13 protein-coding genes are annotated in these 15601 nt (G+C 64.8%); 8 read left to right on the top strand and 5 right to left on the bottom strand.

Going from position 1 to position 15601, the window contains the following annotated elements:
* The first annotated feature begins 103 nt into the window (after positions 1 to 103).
* Genes metX through L0U84_RS00310 form a run of 4 tightly spaced genes read left to right on the top strand, consistent with a single transcriptional unit; the run spans position 104 to position 4603 of the window.
* Positions 104 to 1249 (top strand): homoserine O-succinyltransferase MetX, encoded by a 1146-nt coding sequence (gene metX / locus L0U84_RS00325; protein ID WP_233846109.1) that lies wholly within the window; start codon positions 104 to 106, stop codon positions 1247 to 1249.
* A complete protein-coding gene (gene metW / locus L0U84_RS00320) occupies positions 1246 to 1854 on the top strand; it encodes a methionine biosynthesis protein MetW (RefSeq protein ID WP_233846107.1) in 609 nt (202 codons plus the stop codon). Before metX ends, metW begins: the two co-directional genes overlap by 4 nt.
* 14 nt (positions 1855 to 1868) lie before the next feature.
* On the top strand, positions 1869 to 3263 hold the full coding sequence (locus tag L0U84_RS00315) for an AmpG family muropeptide MFS transporter (RefSeq protein ID WP_233846104.1): 1395 nt from the start codon (positions 1869 to 1871) through the stop codon (positions 3261 to 3263).
* Positions 3260 to 4603, top strand: a complete 1344-nt coding sequence (locus L0U84_RS00310) for a M48 family metallopeptidase (RefSeq protein ID WP_442793960.1) — start codon at positions 3260 to 3262, stop codon at positions 4601 to 4603. The genes L0U84_RS00315 and L0U84_RS00310 overlap by 4 nt, the downstream gene beginning before the upstream one ends.
* Before the next feature lie 60 nt (positions 4604 to 4663).
* Here the strand turns inward: L0U84_RS00310 and L0U84_RS00305 are convergent, their stop codons facing one another.
* The 5 genes from L0U84_RS00305 to gatC form a co-directional block, all read right to left on the bottom strand.
* Complete coding sequence (locus L0U84_RS00305; protein WP_233846100.1) at positions 4664 to 5443, bottom strand: exodeoxyribonuclease III; 780 nt, start codon at positions 5441 to 5443, stop codon at positions 4664 to 4666.
* A 52-nt stretch (positions 5444 to 5495) separates the two neighbouring features.
* The gene (locus L0U84_RS00300) at positions 5496 to 6335 is read right to left on the bottom strand and encodes a PPK2 family polyphosphate kinase (protein WP_233846091.1); all 840 of its coding nucleotides are present in this window, start codon (positions 6333 to 6335) and stop codon (positions 5496 to 5498) included.
* A 142-nt stretch (positions 6336 to 6477) separates the two neighbouring features.
* Complete coding sequence (gene gatB / locus L0U84_RS00295; RefSeq protein ID WP_233846089.1) at positions 6478 to 7953, bottom strand: Asp-tRNA(Asn)/Glu-tRNA(Gln) amidotransferase subunit GatB; 1476 nt, start codon at positions 7951 to 7953, stop codon at positions 6478 to 6480.
* Between the two features lie 5 nt (positions 7954 to 7958).
* The gene (gene gatA, locus L0U84_RS00290) at positions 7959 to 9446 is read right to left on the bottom strand and encodes an Asp-tRNA(Asn)/Glu-tRNA(Gln) amidotransferase subunit GatA (protein WP_233846087.1); all 1488 of its coding nucleotides are present in this window, start codon (positions 9444 to 9446) and stop codon (positions 7959 to 7961) included.
* A 159-nt stretch (positions 9447 to 9605) separates the two neighbouring features.
* Positions 9606 to 9905 (bottom strand): Asp-tRNA(Asn)/Glu-tRNA(Gln) amidotransferase subunit GatC, encoded by a 300-nt coding sequence (gatC, locus tag L0U84_RS00285; RefSeq protein ID WP_013088063.1) that lies wholly within the window; start codon positions 9903 to 9905, stop codon positions 9606 to 9608.
* Between the two features lie 378 nt (positions 9906 to 10283).
* Here gatC and L0U84_RS00280 point away from each other — a divergent pair, with 378 nt between their 5' ends.
* The 4 genes from L0U84_RS00280 (at position 10284) to mrdA (ending at position 15600) form a co-directional block, all read left to right on the top strand.
* Entirely contained in the window at positions 10284 to 11327 is a 1044-nt protein-coding gene (locus tag L0U84_RS00280; protein WP_004189550.1) for a rod shape-determining protein, read from the top strand.
* A gap of 154 nt (positions 11328 to 11481) precedes the next feature.
* A complete protein-coding gene (gene mreC, locus L0U84_RS00275) occupies positions 11482 to 12645 on the top strand; it encodes a rod shape-determining protein MreC (RefSeq protein ID WP_233846074.1) in 1164 nt (387 codons plus the stop codon).
* Positions 12642 to 13154 (top strand): rod shape-determining protein MreD, encoded by a 513-nt coding sequence (gene mreD, locus L0U84_RS00270; protein WP_233846072.1) that lies wholly within the window; start codon positions 12642 to 12644, stop codon positions 13152 to 13154. Before mreC ends, mreD begins: the two co-directional genes overlap by 4 nt.
* Before the next feature lie 79 nt (positions 13155 to 13233).
* A complete protein-coding gene (gene mrdA / locus L0U84_RS00265; RefSeq protein WP_233846070.1) occupies positions 13234 to 15600 on the top strand; it encodes a penicillin-binding protein 2 in 2367 nt (788 codons plus the stop codon).
* Position 15601 lies beyond the last annotated feature (1 nt).

The raw sequence follows: 15601 nt of genomic DNA, 5'->3' as shown, positions 1-15601 counted from the left end.
CACTATAAATGCGGCTAAAGAGGTCGTCAGCTGCGCACACCGCCCTTCTCCCCGTGCTTCGCCGACGCCGTTTAGCCGCCCTGTTGACTCAATGGCGGAATGAATGGACTCCATCGGCATCGTCGCTCCCCAAAAAATGCATTTCACCGAGCCGCTGCCATTGCGCAACGGCAGCACGCTCGCAGGCTACGACCTGATGGTCGAAACCTACGGCACGCTCAATGCCGCGCGCAGCAACGCGGTGCTCGTGTGCCACGCGCTGAACGCATCGCATCACGTGGCGGGCGTGTACGCCGACAATCCGAAGGACATCGGCTGGTGGGACAACATGGTCGGCCCGGGCAAGCCGCTCGATACCGACAGGTTTTTCGTGATCGGCGTGAACAACCTCGGCTCGTGCTTCGGCTCGACCGGCCCGATGAGCCTCGATCCCGCCACCGGTAAGCCGTATGGCGCGACGTTTCCGGTCGTCACCGTCGAAGACTGGGTCAACGCACAGGCGCGCGTCGCCGACGCGTTCGGCATCACGCGCTTCGCCGCCGTGATGGGCGGCAGTCTCGGCGGCATGCAGGCGCTCGCGTGGAGCATGATGTACCCGGAGCGGGTCGCGCATTGCATCGTGGTCGCGTCGACGCCGAAGCTGTCCGCGCAGAACATCGCGTTCAACGAGGTCGCGCGCTCGGCGATCCTGTCGGACCCCGACTTCCACGGCGGCAACTACTACGCGCACGGAGTGAAGCCGAAGCGCGGCCTGCGCGTCGCGCGGATGATCGGCCACATCACGTATCTGTCGGACGACGACATGGCCGAGAAATTCGGCCGCTCGCTGCGTCGCGCGGAAGGTGCGCCGGGTGACTACAACTTCAGCTTCGACGTCGAGTTCGAAGTGGAATCGTATCTGCGCTATCAGGGCGACAAGTTCGCCGACTACTTCGACGCGAATACCTACCTGCTGATCACGCGCGCGCTCGACTACTTCGATCCGGCCAAGGCCTTCGACGGCGATCTGACCGCCGCGCTCGCGCACACCACCGCGAAGTACCTGATCGCGAGCTTCTCGACCGACTGGCGTTTCGCGCCGGCGCGCTCGCGCGAACTGGTAAAGGCGCTGCTCGATCACAAGCGCACGGTCACCTACGCCGAAATCGACGCGCCGCACGGCCACGACGCCTTCCTGCTCGACGACGCGCGCTATCACAACCTGCTGCGCGCCTACTACGAACGCATTGCAAACGAGGTCAACGCATGAACCAGCGAGCACTTGATTACCTGGCATCGCGCCCGGACTTCCGCGCGATCGCCCGCTGGGTCGAGCCGCGCGCGACCGTGCTCGATCTCGGCTGCGGCGACGGCTCGCTGCTGTCGCTGCTGAGCGAGGAACTGGAGGTACAGGGCTACGGCATCGAAATCAACGACGCCGGCGTGCTCGCCTCGACGCAGAACGGCGTCAACGTGATCCAGCAGAATCTCGAAGACGGCCTGCGCCTGTTCGAAGACGGCAGCTTCGATTTCGCGGTGCTGTCGCAGACGCTGCAGACCATTCATCAGACCGCGGCGATCCTGCGCGAGACGGTGCGCGTCGGCAAGCAATGCATCGTGTCGTTTCCGAATTTCGGCTACTGGGCGCATCGGCTGTCGGTGCTGCAGGGACGCATGCCGGTGTCGAAGTCGCTGCCTTATCAATGGCACAACACGCCGAATGTGCGCGTGCTGACGATCAAGGACTTCGAAGCGCTCGCGCCCGAAGTCGGCATCGAGATTCTCGATCGCGTCGTGCTGCACGACGGACAGGTGGTGCGTTGGGGCGTGAACTGGCGTGGTAGTCTTGCGGTCTATCGCGTCAAGAAAAGCTAACGCCACTTATCCACATGTCAAACCCGCCGCACGAGGCGCCCGCACTTACCGCTCACGAAGAACATCCCGGCTGGCGCGCGTTTTTGAATACGCGCATGCTGATTTGCGTTTTTCTCGGCTTCACGTCGGGATTGCCGCTATTTACGCTCGTCTACCTCGTGCAGGCGTGGCTGCGCTCGGAAGGCGTGAATCTGAAGGAAATCGGCCTCTTTGCGCTGATCCAGTTTCCGTACACCTGGAAATTCGTCTGGGCACCGCTGATGGACCGCTACGTGCCCCGCGTGCCGGGCTGGCGGCCCGGCCGACGGCGCGGCTGGATGCTGGTCACGCAATTGCTCGTGGCCGGCGCGATGGCGACGCTCGGCTTCGTGTCGCCGCGCGAATCGATCTGGACCGTCGCCGCGCTGACCGCTCTGGTCGCGTTTTTCGGCGCGAGCTCCGACATCGTGATCGACGCTTACCGGCGTGAATTGCTCAGCGACACGCAGCAGGGCCTCGGCAACGCGGTGCACGTGAACGCGTACAAGATCGCGGCGCTCGTACCCGGTTCACTCGCGCTGATCCTGTCCGATCATCTGCCGTGGAGCACCGTGTTCATCGTAACTGCCGCGTTCATGCTGCCGGGCGTTCTGATGACACTGGTAGTGCGCGAGCCCGAGGTCCACGGCAAGCCGCCGAAGAATCTGCGCGAGGCGATCGTCGAACCGTTCAGGGAATTCATTCAGCGCGACGGCTGGCGCGGCGCCCTGTTCGTGCTCGGCTTCATCTTTCTATACAAGCTCGGCGATACGATGGCGACCACGCTGTCCACATCGTTCTTCCTCGACATCGGCTTTTCGCGCACGCAGATCGGCGTGATCGCGAAGACAACCGCGTTCGGCGCGAGTCTCGCGGGCGGAATCATTGGCGGGATCTGGCTGATGAAGATCGGCATCGGCCGAGGCTTGTGGATTTTCGGTTTGCTGCAGATGGTGTCGACGCTCGGCTTCGCGTGGCTCGCGCATCTCGGTCCGGATTCGCCCGGGCTCGCCGCGATTTACGACATCGCCGTCGCACTGAGCCAGGGGACAACGAAGCTGCTGTCGTTCGTCGGCATCGACTGGAGCGTGCAGCTCGATCCGCGCTCGGTCGCGCTCGCGCTCGTTTACGGCTTCGAGACCTTTGCCACCGGCCTCACGATGGCCGCGTTCACCGCGTATATCGCGAGCACCACCGATCCGCGCTACACCGCGACGCAGTTCGCGCTGTTCACGAGCCTCGCGTCGGTGCCACGCACGCTCGCGTCGGCGGCGAGCGGCTATGTGGTCGCGCGCATCGGCTGGTTCGACTACTTCGTCCTCTGTACCGCGCTCGCGGTGCCAGGCATGCTGCTGCTGTTGCGTATCGCGCCGTGGAGGGAGCAGTCGTGAAGGTGCCGTTTGCGACTCGCCCGCGCGGCCTCGGACTCAGCGCCGTCTGGGTGCTCGGCTGCGCGAGCGTCGCGCTGGCGGTACCGGCGGGCGCCTATGCGGCCGGCGCGGCAGCGACCGGCGCCAGCCCGGTGAGCGGCGCGCAAGCTCCCGCGTCGGCTGCCGCCGCCGCGGCCACGAGCGCTACGATGCCCAACCCGGTGCCAACGCCCGCGGCCAAATCCGCGACAAGCGGCGCCAGCGCGGAAAGCGCGACCTCGGCGGCAGCCGGAAACAGCGGCAATAGCGCCGCCGGTGCCAATTCCGGCGCGAATAACAGCACCGCCACCGGCGCCAACGCCGGTGCCCCGAGTTCGCCCGGCGCTAGCGGCAGCGCACCGAGCGGCGCCACTTCCGGCCCCGTGCCGCAATCGGCGCCGCAGTCCGCACAACCGCCCGCCACCGCGAAAGCGCCCGCCGCGGCACCGGCCGCCCCGACATCGGGCGCCGCCGCATCGGCCCCCGCGGCGGTCCCGCCGCCCTACTACGTGAGCCCGCAACTGCGCTATGGCGGCTACATGGTGTTCCGCAACCTGATCCCATCGTCGATGCTCGAAGCGCAGGCCGCCGAGGAATTCAGCCAGATCGTCTACGGCGCCAGCCACGCGAACCGCCTGTACGGCGACACGGACGCGCGCGTGACGCGCGTGCGCTCGATCATCGACCGGATGATTCCGTACTCGCTGAAATGGAACGAGCGAGCCAAGGGCTGGAAGTGGGAAGTCGCGGTGGTGCGCTCGAACGACATTCGCATGTACTGCCTGCCGGGCGGCAAGATCGTCGTCTATAGCGGGATACTCGATCGCGTGCGCCTGAACGACAACGAGGTCGGCATGCTGATCGGCCACGAGATCGCGCACGCGTTGCGCGAGCACGCGCGTGTGCGGCTCGGTCAGTTGCAGGCGAGCCAGCTCGATTCGTCCGGCACGATCCCGCAACTGTTCGGCCTCGCCGATCTGGGCATGGCGCCGCTCGGCATCGGTTCGCGTCTGCTGGAAATGAAGTACGAGAGCACCGACGAAACCGAAGCCGACGTGATCGGCAGCGATATCGCGTCGCGTGCCGGCTTCGATCCGCGCGCGGCGGTCACGCTGTGGGACAAGCTCGCCCAGGCGACGCGCGGCAATCGCGAGCAGGGTTTCATCTACGTGCACCCATACACGCCGGCGCGCCGCGACGACATCATCAAGCGGCTGCCGGACATGCTGCCGCTCTACGCGAAGGCAATCGGCAAGAGCGTCGACGAGTTGCCCGATTACGCGGGCATCGGCCGGCCGACCCGCAAGCCAGTGCGCGACTGATACCAGGTTTCTACCGACTGCTAGCGGGCCGCGGCGCCGCACGCGCCGCGCTCGGCAGACTTACTTCTTGACCTTGTGTTCGTAGTCGACGGTCAGCGGCGCATGGTCGCTGAACTTGATGTCGCGGAACACGTCGGTGCGCTTCGCCTTGCTGGCGATTCCCGGCGTCGCGATCTGGTAATCGATCCGCCACCCGACGTTCTTCGCATACGCCTGACCGCGATTGCTCCACCACGTGTACTGCTCGGGCCGCTGGTCGAGCGTGCGGAACACGTCCACGTAGCCGACTTCGTCGAACAGTTTGTCGAGCCATGCGCGCTCTTCGGGCAGGCAGCCCGAATTCTTCTGGTTGCTCTTCCAGTTCTTGATGTCGATTTCCTTGTGCACGATGTTCACGTCGCCGCACACGATCACCTCGCGCTCCTTCGCCAGTTCGGCGAGATGCGGCATGAACTCGTCCATGAAACGGAACTTGGCCTGCTGCCGTTCGTCACCGCTCGAGCCCGACGGCACGTACACCGAGACCACCGACAGCTTGCCGAAACGAAGCTCGACATAGCGCCCTTCCGGATCGAACTCCTCGCTGCCGAAGCCGATTACCACTTCGTCCGGTTCATGACGCGTATAGACGCCCGCGCCGCTATAACCCTTTTTCACCGCATGCTGGAAATAGCCGGTGAAATCGTGCGGCGCCATGAACTCCGGCGTCATGTCGTCCTGCGAGCATTTGATTTCCTGCACGCACAGCACGTCGGCGCCTTGTTCGCCGAACCAGTCGAAAAAGCCCTTCTTCGCCGCCGAGCGGATGCCGTTGAGGTTGGCGGTAATTACACGCAACATGTCGTTCCTCTTTTGTTCGATTCGTTTGTGAAATCAGGGGGCGAGGCCGCGCTCACTCGACCTTGATGCCCTTCAGCGATTCCTTGGCCGGCGGATATTCGAGCTTCAGCGCGCCGAGCGTGCGCAGCAGCAGTTCGGCGACCATCACGTTGCGATGCGTCTTCGAGTCGGCAGGAATCACGTACCACGGCGCGTATTCGGTCGACGTCGCGGCCAGCGCGTCGCGATACGCGGACTGATACGCGTCCCACTGCTTGCGCGCTTCGAGATCGGACACGTCGAATTTCCAGTGCTTCAGCGGATCGTCGATGCGCTCCTGCAAACGCACACGCTGCTCGTCCTTCGAAATGTGCAGCATGCACTTGAGAATCGTCGTACCGCTGTCGGCCAGCATCTCCTCGAATTGACGGATGTGGCAGCACCGCTGCTGGAACGCGGCGGCGTCGAGCTCGCCCAGCACGGTCGGCACGAGCAGGTCTTCGTAGTGACTGCGGTTGAAGATCGTCAGCTCGCCGGCCGCGGGTGCCTGCGAATGCACGCGCCACAGGAAGTCGTGCGCGAGTTCGACGGGCGTCGGCGCCTTGAACGGCACGATGCGCAAGCCGAGCGGATCGACTTCGTGAAATACCGCGCGGATCGTGCCGTCCTTGCCGCTGGTGTCCATGCCTTGCAGCACCAGCAGAACGCGGCGCTTGCGCTGCGCGTGCAACCGCTCCTGCAGGTTGTCGAGCAGCAGGCCGACCTCCGACAGACGCGCGCGGTCCGCGTCTTTCGAGCCGCCCGAAAACGGCTTCGCCTTCGGATCGAAATTGTCGAGCGAGAAGTGGTTTTTCTTCTTGCCGTCGTCGAAATACGGCACGCGGAAATCGTCGAGATCGGGTTGCTTGGCCATGCATACACTCCGTGGTCTACGCTTACCTACGCTTAACCGGCTGAAGCGGATCCGCAAAATAAAACGGGCCGTTGCCCTGCTTCGATCCGGCAACAGCCCGTGGTCGCCCAGGCGTGTTCACGCCCGGCCGCGGCACTTCAACTCAGGACAACTTCTTCTTCAGCAATTCATTGACCTGAGCAGGGTTCGCCTTACCCTTGGTCGCTTTCATCGCCTGGCCGATCAGCGCGTTGAACGCCTTTTCCTTGCCGGCGCGGTATTCATCGACCGATTTCTGGTTCGCGGCGAGCACTTCGTCGATGATCGCTTCGAGCGCGCCGGTGTCCGAAATCTGCTTCAATCCCTTCGCCTCGATGATGCGATCGGCGGCGGCTTCGTCGCTGGCCTTTTCTTCCCAGATCGCAAGGAAGATTTCCTTCGCGATCTTGTTCGAGATCGTACCGTCGGCAATGCGTTGCAACACCAGCGCGAGCTGCGCGGCCGAGACCGGGCACGCGGCCATGTCGAGGCCTTCGCGATTGAGCTGCGACGACACTTCGCCCATCACCCAGTTCGCCGCGAGCTTCGCGTTCGCCGCACCGACCTTCGCGACCACGGCTTCGTAGTAAGCGGCCGTCGCCTTGCTCGAGGTCAGCACGTTCGCGTCGTACGGCGTGAGGCCGTACTGCGACACGAAACGCCGCTGGATCGCTTCCGGCAGCTCCGGCATCTCGCTCTTCACGCGCTCGACCCACGCGGCGTCGATCACGAGCGGCATCAGGTCGGGGTCGGGGAAATAGCGGTAGTCGTGCGCGTCTTCCTTGCTGCGCATCGAACGCGTCTCGCGCTTGTCCGGATCGTACAGCCGCGTTTCCTGCACCACCGTGCCGCCGTCTTCGATCAGCTCGATCTGGCGACGCACTTCGTACTGGATCGCTTCTTCGAGGAAGCGGAACGAGTTCAGGTTCTTGGTCTCGGTGCGCGTGCCGAATTCTTTCTGACCCAGCGGGCGCACCGACACGTTCGCGTCGCAGCGGAACGAGCCTTCCTGCATGTTGCCGTCGCAGATGCCGAGCCACACGACGAGCGTATGTAGCGACTTCGCGTAGGCTACGGCCTCGGCCGCGCTGCGCATTTCCGGCTCGGTGACGATTTCGAGCAGCGGCGTGCCGGCACGATTCAGGTCGATGCCGGTCATGCCAGCGAAGTCTTCGTGCAACGACTTGCCCGCGTCTTCCTCGAGGTGGGCGCGCGTCAGGTTGATGGTTTTCTCGTACGCTTCCTTGCCCGCCTTTTCATTGGCCGGCACCTGGATCGTCACCTGACCGCCCTGCACGACGGGGATTTCGTACTGGCTGATCTGGTAGCCCTTCGGCAGATCCGGGTAGAAGTAATTCTTGCGCGCGAAGATGCTGCGCGGCGCGATCGTTGCGCCGATCGAGAGGCCGAATTGAATCGCTCGCTCGACGGCGCCACGGTTCATCACCGGCAGCGTACCCGGCAAGGCCAGATCGACAGGGCTTGCCTGCGTGTTCGGCGCGGCGCCGAATTGCGTCGCGGTGCCCGAGAAGATTTTCGAATGCGTCGACAACTGCGTGTGGGTCTCCAGACCGATCACGACTTCCCATTGTTTGGTCATGGTGCTCACACTCCTGCCGGTGCCTGACGATGCCAGTCGGTCGCGCGCTGGAACGCGTCGGCCACCTGCAGCATCCGGGCTTCATTGAAATAGTTGCCGATGATCTGCAGACCGACCGGACGCTGCGCGTTCGCGCCCGCGCCGAAACCGCACGGCACGCTCATGCCGGGCAAGCCGGCGAGGCTCACCGACAGCGTGTAGATGTCGGCCAGATACATCTGCACCGGATCGTCGCCCTTCGCGCCGATGTCCCACGCCACCGACGGCGCGACCGGCCCCATGATCACGTCGCACTGCTTGAACGCTTCCTGGAAGTCCTGCGCGATGATGCGGCGGATCTTCTGCGCCTGAAGGTAGTACGCGTCGTAATAGCCATGCGACAGCACGTAGGTGCCGACCAGAATGCGGCGCTTCACTTCGGGGCCGAAGCCTTCGGCGCGCGACTTCTTGTACATGTCGAGCAGATCGCGGTACTCGGCCGCGCGATGGCCGAAGCGCACGCCGTCGAATCGCGACAGATTCGACGAGGCTTCCGCCGGCGCGATCACGTAGTAGACCGGGATCGACAGTTCGGTTTTCGGCAGCGACACCTCGACGAGCGTCGCGCCGAGCGCTTCATACTGCTTCAACGCTGCGTCGATCGATGCGCGCACATCGTCGGCGAGACCGGCGCCGAAGTACTCCTTCGGCAGACCGATGCGCAAACCGGCGAGCGGCTTGTCCGCGCCGCCGTCTTTCCACGATTTGCCGAGGTAACGCGTGTAGTCCTCGTGCTCGTGCGAAAGGCTCGTCGAGTCGCGCTCGTCGAAGCCGGCCATTGCGTTGAGCAGCGTCGCGCAGTCGGCGGCGCTTTGCGCCATCGGGCCGCCCTGATCGAGCGACGACGCGAACGCGATCATGCCGTAGCGCGACACGCGGCCGTACGTCGGCTTGATCCCGGTGATGCCCGAGAACGACGCCGGCTGGCGAATCGAGCCGCCGGTGTCGGTGCCGGTCGCGGCGGGCGCGAGACGCGCGGCCACGGCCGCGGCCGAGCCGCCCGACGAACCGCCCGGCACGGCCTTGCGGTCCCACGGATTCTGCACGGCGCCAAAGTACGAATTCTCGTTGGACGAACCCATCGCGAATTCGTCCATGTTGGTCTTGCCCAAGCACACCATGCCGGCGTTCTGCAGACGCGCGACCACGGTCGCGTCGAACGGGCTTTCGTATTTCGCGAGCATCTTCGAGCCGGCAGTCGAGCGCCAGCCCTTCGTGACGAACACGTCCTTGTGCGCGATCGGCAGGCCGACGAGCGGGCCCGCGTGGCCGGTGTGCAACAGCGCGTCGGCGGCTTTCGCCTGCGCCAGCGTCAGTTCGGGATCGACCTGGATGAACGCGTTCAGGCTATTGGCCGCGTCGATCCGCTTCAGGTACAACTGCGCCAGTTCGACTGCGGAGCATTCCTTGGCCGCGAGCGCGGCGCGCAGTTCGGTCAGACTTTTTTCATGCATTGCGTTTTATCCTGGAAAGCGCGGCAGCGTGGTCACGCTGCCGTGGAGGCGTTCGGTCGCCCGTCGGCAAACTGGCCCGGCAAGCTTCGCGGACGAAGCCGCGCGTCTGGGCCACGCAGGCTCGCGCCGGCGCCAGACCCGGGGTCTGCCCAACGGGTCTTATTCGATCACCTTCGGCACGAGGTACAGGCCGTCCTGAACGGCCGGCGCGGGGCGCTGGAAAGCCTCGCGCTCGACCGTCTCGGTGACGGCGTCGTCACGCAGACGCAGCGCGACGTCTTCGATCTGCTCGATCGGGTGGGCAAGCGGTGCGATGCCGGTGGTATCGACCGCCTGCATCTGCTCGACGAGGCCGAAAAAATCATTGAGCTGGGCACGCGTGTGCTCGGCGTCGGAATCGGCCAGTTCGAGCCGCGCGAGATGCGCGATGCGCTTTACATCGGTCAGGGTCAGAGCCATGCAGTCACCGGAAAGGGTGGAATGTCACAACATTTAAAAAAAATCGCGTTGTAACAGCGGGTTACGACAAGATGGGACAATCCCGGAAAAGGAGCGGCAACGGAAAAATGTGCGCTCCGTTTCCTTCAAAACATCCAAAATTATAAGGTATCATTACGCGTTCGACCCAAACCCGGACCGACTTACCAAGGCCTTACACGGACAATTCCCCAGGAGCGTCCGGCGCTTTCCGCCCTGGCTTTGCAACGGCCTCCGGTAGACTCCCCCGCAGCTTCAAGTTCATGTGGCGTCGCTACCGCCCGGTTGAAGCTGTTATTTTTCCGCTGCCGCCCTACGCATACGGTGCGAGGCCCGGCCCCCAGCGAGACAGGATTTTGAATGTTCGGTTTTTTGCGCAGCTACTTCTCCAACGACCTGGCCATTGACCTCGGCACCGCCAACACGCTTATCTACATGCGCGGCAAGGGCATCGTTCTCGACGAACCGTCGGTCGTGTCGATCCGCCAGGAAGGCGGCCCCAACGGCAAGAAGACCATTCAGGCAGTCGGCAAGGAAGCCAAGCAGATGCTCGGCAAGGTGCCGGGCAACATCGAGGCGATCCGCCCGATGAAAGACGGCGTGATCGCCGACTTCACCGTGACCGAGCAGATGATCAAGCAGTTCATCAAGACTGCTCACGAATCGCGCATGTTCTCGCCGTCGCCGCGCATCATCATCTGCGTGCCGTGCGGTTCGACCCAGGTCGAGCGTCGTGCAATCAAGGAAGCCGCGCACGGCGCGGGCGCCTCGCAGGTGTACCTGATCGAAGAGCCGATGGCCGCCGCGATCGGCGCGGGTCTGCCGGTGTCGGAAGCAACGGGTTCGATGGTCGTCGACATCGGCGGCGGCACGACCGAAGTCGGCGTGATCTCCCTCGGCGGCATCGTGTACAAGGGCTCGGTGCGCGTCGGCGGTGACAAGTTCGACGAAGCGATCGTCAACTACATCCGCCGCAACTACGGCATGCTGATCGGCGAGCAGACCGCCGAAGCCATCAAGAAGGAAATCGGTTCCGCGTTCCCGGGCTCCGAAGTCAAGGAAATGGAAGTGAAGGGCCGCAATCTGTCGGAAGGCATTCCGCGCAGCTTCACGATCTCCAGCAATGAAATCCTCGAAGCGCTGACCGATCCGCTGAACCAGATCGTGTCGTCGGTGAAGATCGCTCTGGAACAGACGCCGCCCGAACTCGGCGCGGACATCGCCGAGCGCGGCATGATGCTGACCGGCGGTGGCGCGCTGCTGCGCGACCTCGATCGCCTGCTCGCCGAAGAAACCGGCCTGCCGGTGCTCGTCGCCGAAGACCCGCTGACGTGCGTCGTGCGCGGCTCGGGCATGGCGCTCGAACGCATGGACAAGCTCGGCAGCATCTTCTCGTACGAGTAAGCGAGCCTTTCTCCCATGTCAGTAGCGCGGATCTGGCAAACGGCCCCTTGCGGGCCGCTTTGTCGTTGGCTGGGCCGACCAGCCTTCGCGCGCTGATCGCGCACGCCTTACGCGTCGCCGTCTCACCCAACCGCTCACGCCCCCGGCGCCGACCATGGAATACAGTCCGCCGCCCCTGTTCAAGCAAGGCCCCTCCGCTCTCGCCCGACTGGTGTTCTTCGTCGTGCTGGCGCTCGCCCTGCTGATCTCCGATGCCCGCTTCCAGACGCTCGAAATCGTCCGCGGCGTGCTCGGCGCGGGTCTCTATCCGTTGCAGCGCGCAGCGCTCGTGCCGCGCGACATCTTCATGGGCGCCGCCGACCTCGCCGTGACGAGCGCCACGCTGCGCGACGAAAACGCGAAGCTGCGCGCGAAGGATTTGCAGCTGTCGCAGCAGGCCAACACGGCCGCGTCGCTCGCTGCCGAAAATACTCATCTGCGCGCGCTGATGCAACTGTCGCAGCGGCTGACCACGCAATCGCTGCCCGCCGAAATCCAGTACGACACGCGCGATCCGTTCACGCAGAAGGTCGTGATCGGACGCGGCGCGCAGCAAGGCATCCAGAACGGCTCGCCGGTCGTCGACGAAGACGGCGTGATCGGCCAGGTCACGCGGGTGTTCCCTTTGCAGGCCGAAGTCACGCTGCTGACGGACAAGGACCAGGCCGTGCCGGTCGAAATTCTGCGCACCGGCTTGCGCAGCGTGATCTACGGCACGCCGAAGGGCGACACGCTCGATCTGCGCTTCGTGCCGATCAGCGCCGACGTGCAGTCCGGCGACGAACTCGTCACGAGCGGTCTCGACGGCGTATATCCGCCGGGGCTGCCGGTCGCGAAGGTCGTGCGCGTCGACAAGCAGGCCGATACCGCGTTCGCGCGCGTGGTCAGTCTGCCCGTCGCGGCGGTGCGCGGTGCGCATCAGGTGCTCGTGCTGCACGTCCAGAACACCGCTCCGCCGCGCCCGGCTGATGAACCCGACGCGGCGACCGTCGCGAAGGACGCGAAAGCGAAGAAGGGCACCAAAGCCGCAGACGGCAAGAGCGCGGCCGACAAAGCCGCCGCCAAGCCAGCCGACACGAAGGCCGCCGACAAAGCCGCGACCGAAAAACCTGCGGCAAAATCCACGCAAAAGGCGCCGCCGAAAGCCACCGCCGACAAGAAGGCCGAAAAGCCCGCCGCTGACAAGAAGTCCGAAAAGCCCGCAGCCGACAGGAAAGCCGAGAAGCCGGCCGCCGCGAAGAACGCCAAGCCGCAAGCCGAGCCGGGGGCTCAGCCATGAATCGCCCGCAATACATCCTGCAGCCGGTCAATCCGTACTTCATCGCGTTCAGCCTCGCCTCCGCGTTCCTGCTGAACCTGATGCCGTGGGGGCGTCTCGCCGGCGTACCCGATTTTGTCGCGCTCGTGTTGCTGTTCTGGAACGTGCATCAGCCGCGCAAGGTCGGCATGGGCATCGCATTTATGCTCGGCCTGCTGATGGACGTACACAACGCGAGCCTGCTCGGCGAGCACGCGCTCGCATACACGCTGCTGTCGTACGGCGCGATCACGATTCACCGCCGCGTGCTGTGGATGTCGCTCGGCGTGCAGACGTTCGCGGTGATGCCGCTGCTCGTCGTCGCGCAACTGGTGCCGTTCGTGATCCGCTTGTTGACCGGCGCGGCGTTTCCGGGCTGGAGTTATCTGATCGACGGTTTCGTCGAAGCCGCGCTGTGGCCGGTCGCGAGCATCCTGCTGCTGATGCCGCAGCGCCGCCCCGCCGACCCGGACGATACGCGCCCCATTTGATCCCGCATCGGGCCCACCGGCCGCGGCCGGTTTGGGCGCACACTCTTGATGGCCGCATGCCGGCCTTTTGCAGAATCGCATGACCGAATTCAAGGACACTCAACAGCAGCTCACGAAATTCCGCCTGCGCGTCGCGGCGGCGGGCCTGTTCGTGTTCGTCTGCTTCGGGCTGATCGGCTTCCGCTTCCTGTTCCTGCAGGTCTGGCACTACAGCAAGTACTCGCTGCAAGCCGATGAAAACCGCATCTCCGTCGCGCCGATCGTGCCGAACCGCGGCATCATCACCGACCGCAACGGCGTCGTGCTCGCGAAAAACTACTCGGCCTATACGCTCGAAATCACGCCGTCGAAGCTGAACGACACGCTCGAAAACGTGATCGACAACCTCGCCACCGTCGTGTCGATCGATGCGCGCGACCGCCGTCGCTTCAAGAAGCTGCAGGAAGACTCGAAGAACTTCGAAAGTCTGCCGATCCGCACGCGCCTGACCGACGACGAAGTCGCGCGCTTCACCGCGCAGCGCTTCCGCTTCCCCGGCGTCGAAGTGCGCGCGCGGCTATTCCGCCAGTACCCGCTCGGGCCGACGGCCGCGCACGTGATCGGCTACATCGGACGGATTTCGCAGCGCGACCAGGAACGCATCGACGACGCCAGCGATCAGAACGACAGCGATCCGGATCACTACGATCCGCGTCTGGATGCGAACAACTACAAGGGCACCGATTACATCGGCAAGATCGGCGTCGAGCAGAGCTACGAGACCGAGTTGCACGGCCAGACCGGCTTCGAGGAAGTCGAGGTGACGGCGGGCGGCCGCCCCGTGCGCACGCTGTCGCGCACCCAGGCGACGCCGGGCAACAACCTCAAGCTGTCGCTCGACATCGGTTTGCAGCAGGTCGCCGAGCAGGCGTTCGCGGGACACCGCGGCGCACTCGTCGCGATCGAGCCGTCCACCGGCGACGTGCTCGCGTTCGTGTCGGCGCCGAGCTTCGACCCGAATTCCTTCGTCGACGGTATCGATCAGCAGACCTGGGACGAGCTGAACAACTCGCCCGACCATCCGCTGCTGAACCGGCCGCTGCACGGCACCTATCCGCCGGGCTCGACCTACAAGCCGTTCATGGCGCTCGCCGCGCTGACGCTGCACAAGCGCACGCCGGGCTGGGGTTTCCAGGACCCTGGTTACTACACGTTCGGCGGCCACACGTTCCGCAACGACGTGCGCTCGGGGCAAGGCTGGGTCGACATGAACCGCGCGATCGTCGTGTCGAACGACACGTACTTCTACATGCTCGCGCACGATCTCGGCGTCAACAACATCGCGAACTTCATGAAGCCGTGGGGCTTCGGGCAGATCACCGGCATCGATATCGCCGGCGAAGCGAAGGGGATCCTGCCGTCGACCGACTGGAAACGCCACGCGTATCGCCGCCCTGAGCAGCAGAAGTGGTACGAAGGCGAGACGGTCAGCCTCGGCATCGGCCAGGGCTACAACTCGTACACGATCCTGCAGCTCGCGCACGCGACCGCAACGCTCGCGAACAACGGCGTCGTGATGAAACCGCACCTCGTGCGCGACATCGAAAATCCGATCTCGAAGGAAACCCGGCCGGTGGTGCGCGATCCGAGCGACAAGATCGCAGTCAAGCAGCAGGACATCGACTTCATCAAGCGCGCGATGGAAGGCGTGGTGACGAACGGCACGGCGGCCAAGGTGTTCGCGGGCGCGCCGTACCAGGCGGCGGGCAAGACCGGTACCGCTCAGGTGTACTCGCTGCAGGGCGCGAACTACAAGGGGCACGCGATCCCCGAGAATCTGCGCGATCACGCGCTGTTCATCGCGTTCGCGCCGGTCGAACAACCGAAGATCGCCCTCGCGCTGATCGTCGAAAACGGCGGCTGGGGCGCGGAGTCGGCCGGTCCGATCGCGCGTAAGGTGCTCGACTATTACCTGATCGGCAGGAACAAACCCGGCGCGGAGGAAGCGGCCGTGACGGCAGCGGCATCGAACACGGTCGAAGCATCTGCGCCACAGGTCGGCGATATGCCCGCATTGCATGAAGACGCTCAGTCGCTCAAGATCGCGGCGGGCTTTACGGCACTCCCGGGGGCGCTGCCGGCGGCGGCCTCCGGTCCGTCGGCGGCGGTTGCGGCTTCGGGTGTAAATGGCGCGTCTGGGCCGGTGGCCGCATCGGCTGGCGCCGCGGCGGCAGCGCCGCCTACCGCGCCGGCCGCGGCTTCGGCTACCGCGGCGCGCGCTGCGTCGGCGGCCAAGCCCGCTTCGGCTTCGGCCGTCGCAAAGAAAACCACGCCGCGTTCATCCGGCGCCCCGCACAAACCCCGTCCCGCGAGCGAGCCGACGCCGACCGTCGCTGCGCCATCGCGCGAGGACAGCGTCCAGAACGCGTCACCGCGCCAGCCGGCCGCCGGTGGCATCGACGAGTAAG

It is taken from the genome of Paraburkholderia sp. HD33-4 (assembly GCF_021390635.1).
Taxonomy (GTDB): Bacteria; Pseudomonadota; Gammaproteobacteria; order Burkholderiales; family Burkholderiaceae; genus Paraburkholderia.
The sequence above is the reverse complement of the archived record's forward strand: the minus strand, read 5'-3'. Positions and strand labels throughout refer to the sequence as shown.

Excerpts from the sequence above, each read along its gene's own strand:
- metX (WP_233846109.1), top strand. The coding sequence starts at position 104 with ATGGACTCCATCGGCATCGTCGCTCCCCAAAAAATGCATTTCACCGAG.
- metW (WP_233846107.1), top strand. The coding sequence starts at position 1,246 with ATGAACCAGCGAGCACTTGATTACCTGGCATCGCGCCCGGACTTCCGC.
- L0U84_RS00315 (WP_233846104.1), top strand. The coding sequence starts at position 1,869 with ATGTCAAACCCGCCGCACGAGGCGCCCGCACTTACCGCTCACGAAGAA.
- L0U84_RS00305 (WP_233846100.1), bottom strand. The coding sequence starts at position 5,443 with ATGTTGCGTGTAATTACCGCCAACCTCAACGGCATCCGCTCGGCGGCG.
- L0U84_RS00300 (WP_233846091.1), bottom strand. The coding sequence starts at position 6,335 with ATGGCCAAGCAACCCGATCTCGACGATTTCCGCGTGCCGTATTTCGAC.
- gatB (WP_233846089.1), bottom strand. The coding sequence starts at position 7,953 with ATGACCAAACAATGGGAAGTCGTGATCGGTCTGGAGACCCACACGCAG.
- gatA (WP_233846087.1), bottom strand. The coding sequence starts at position 9,446 with ATGCATGAAAAAAGTCTGACCGAACTGCGCGCCGCGCTCGCGGCCAAG.
- gatC (WP_013088063.1), bottom strand. The coding sequence starts at position 9,905 with ATGGCTCTGACCCTGACCGATGTAAAGCGCATCGCGCATCTCGCGCGG.
- L0U84_RS00280 (WP_004189550.1), top strand. The coding sequence starts at position 10,284 with ATGTTCGGTTTTTTGCGCAGCTACTTCTCCAACGACCTGGCCATTGAC.
- mreC (WP_233846074.1), top strand. The coding sequence starts at position 11,482 with ATGGAATACAGTCCGCCGCCCCTGTTCAAGCAAGGCCCCTCCGCTCTC.
- mreD (WP_233846072.1), top strand. The coding sequence starts at position 12,642 with ATGAATCGCCCGCAATACATCCTGCAGCCGGTCAATCCGTACTTCATC.
- mrdA (WP_233846070.1), top strand. The coding sequence starts at position 13,234 with ATGACCGAATTCAAGGACACTCAACAGCAGCTCACGAAATTCCGCCTG.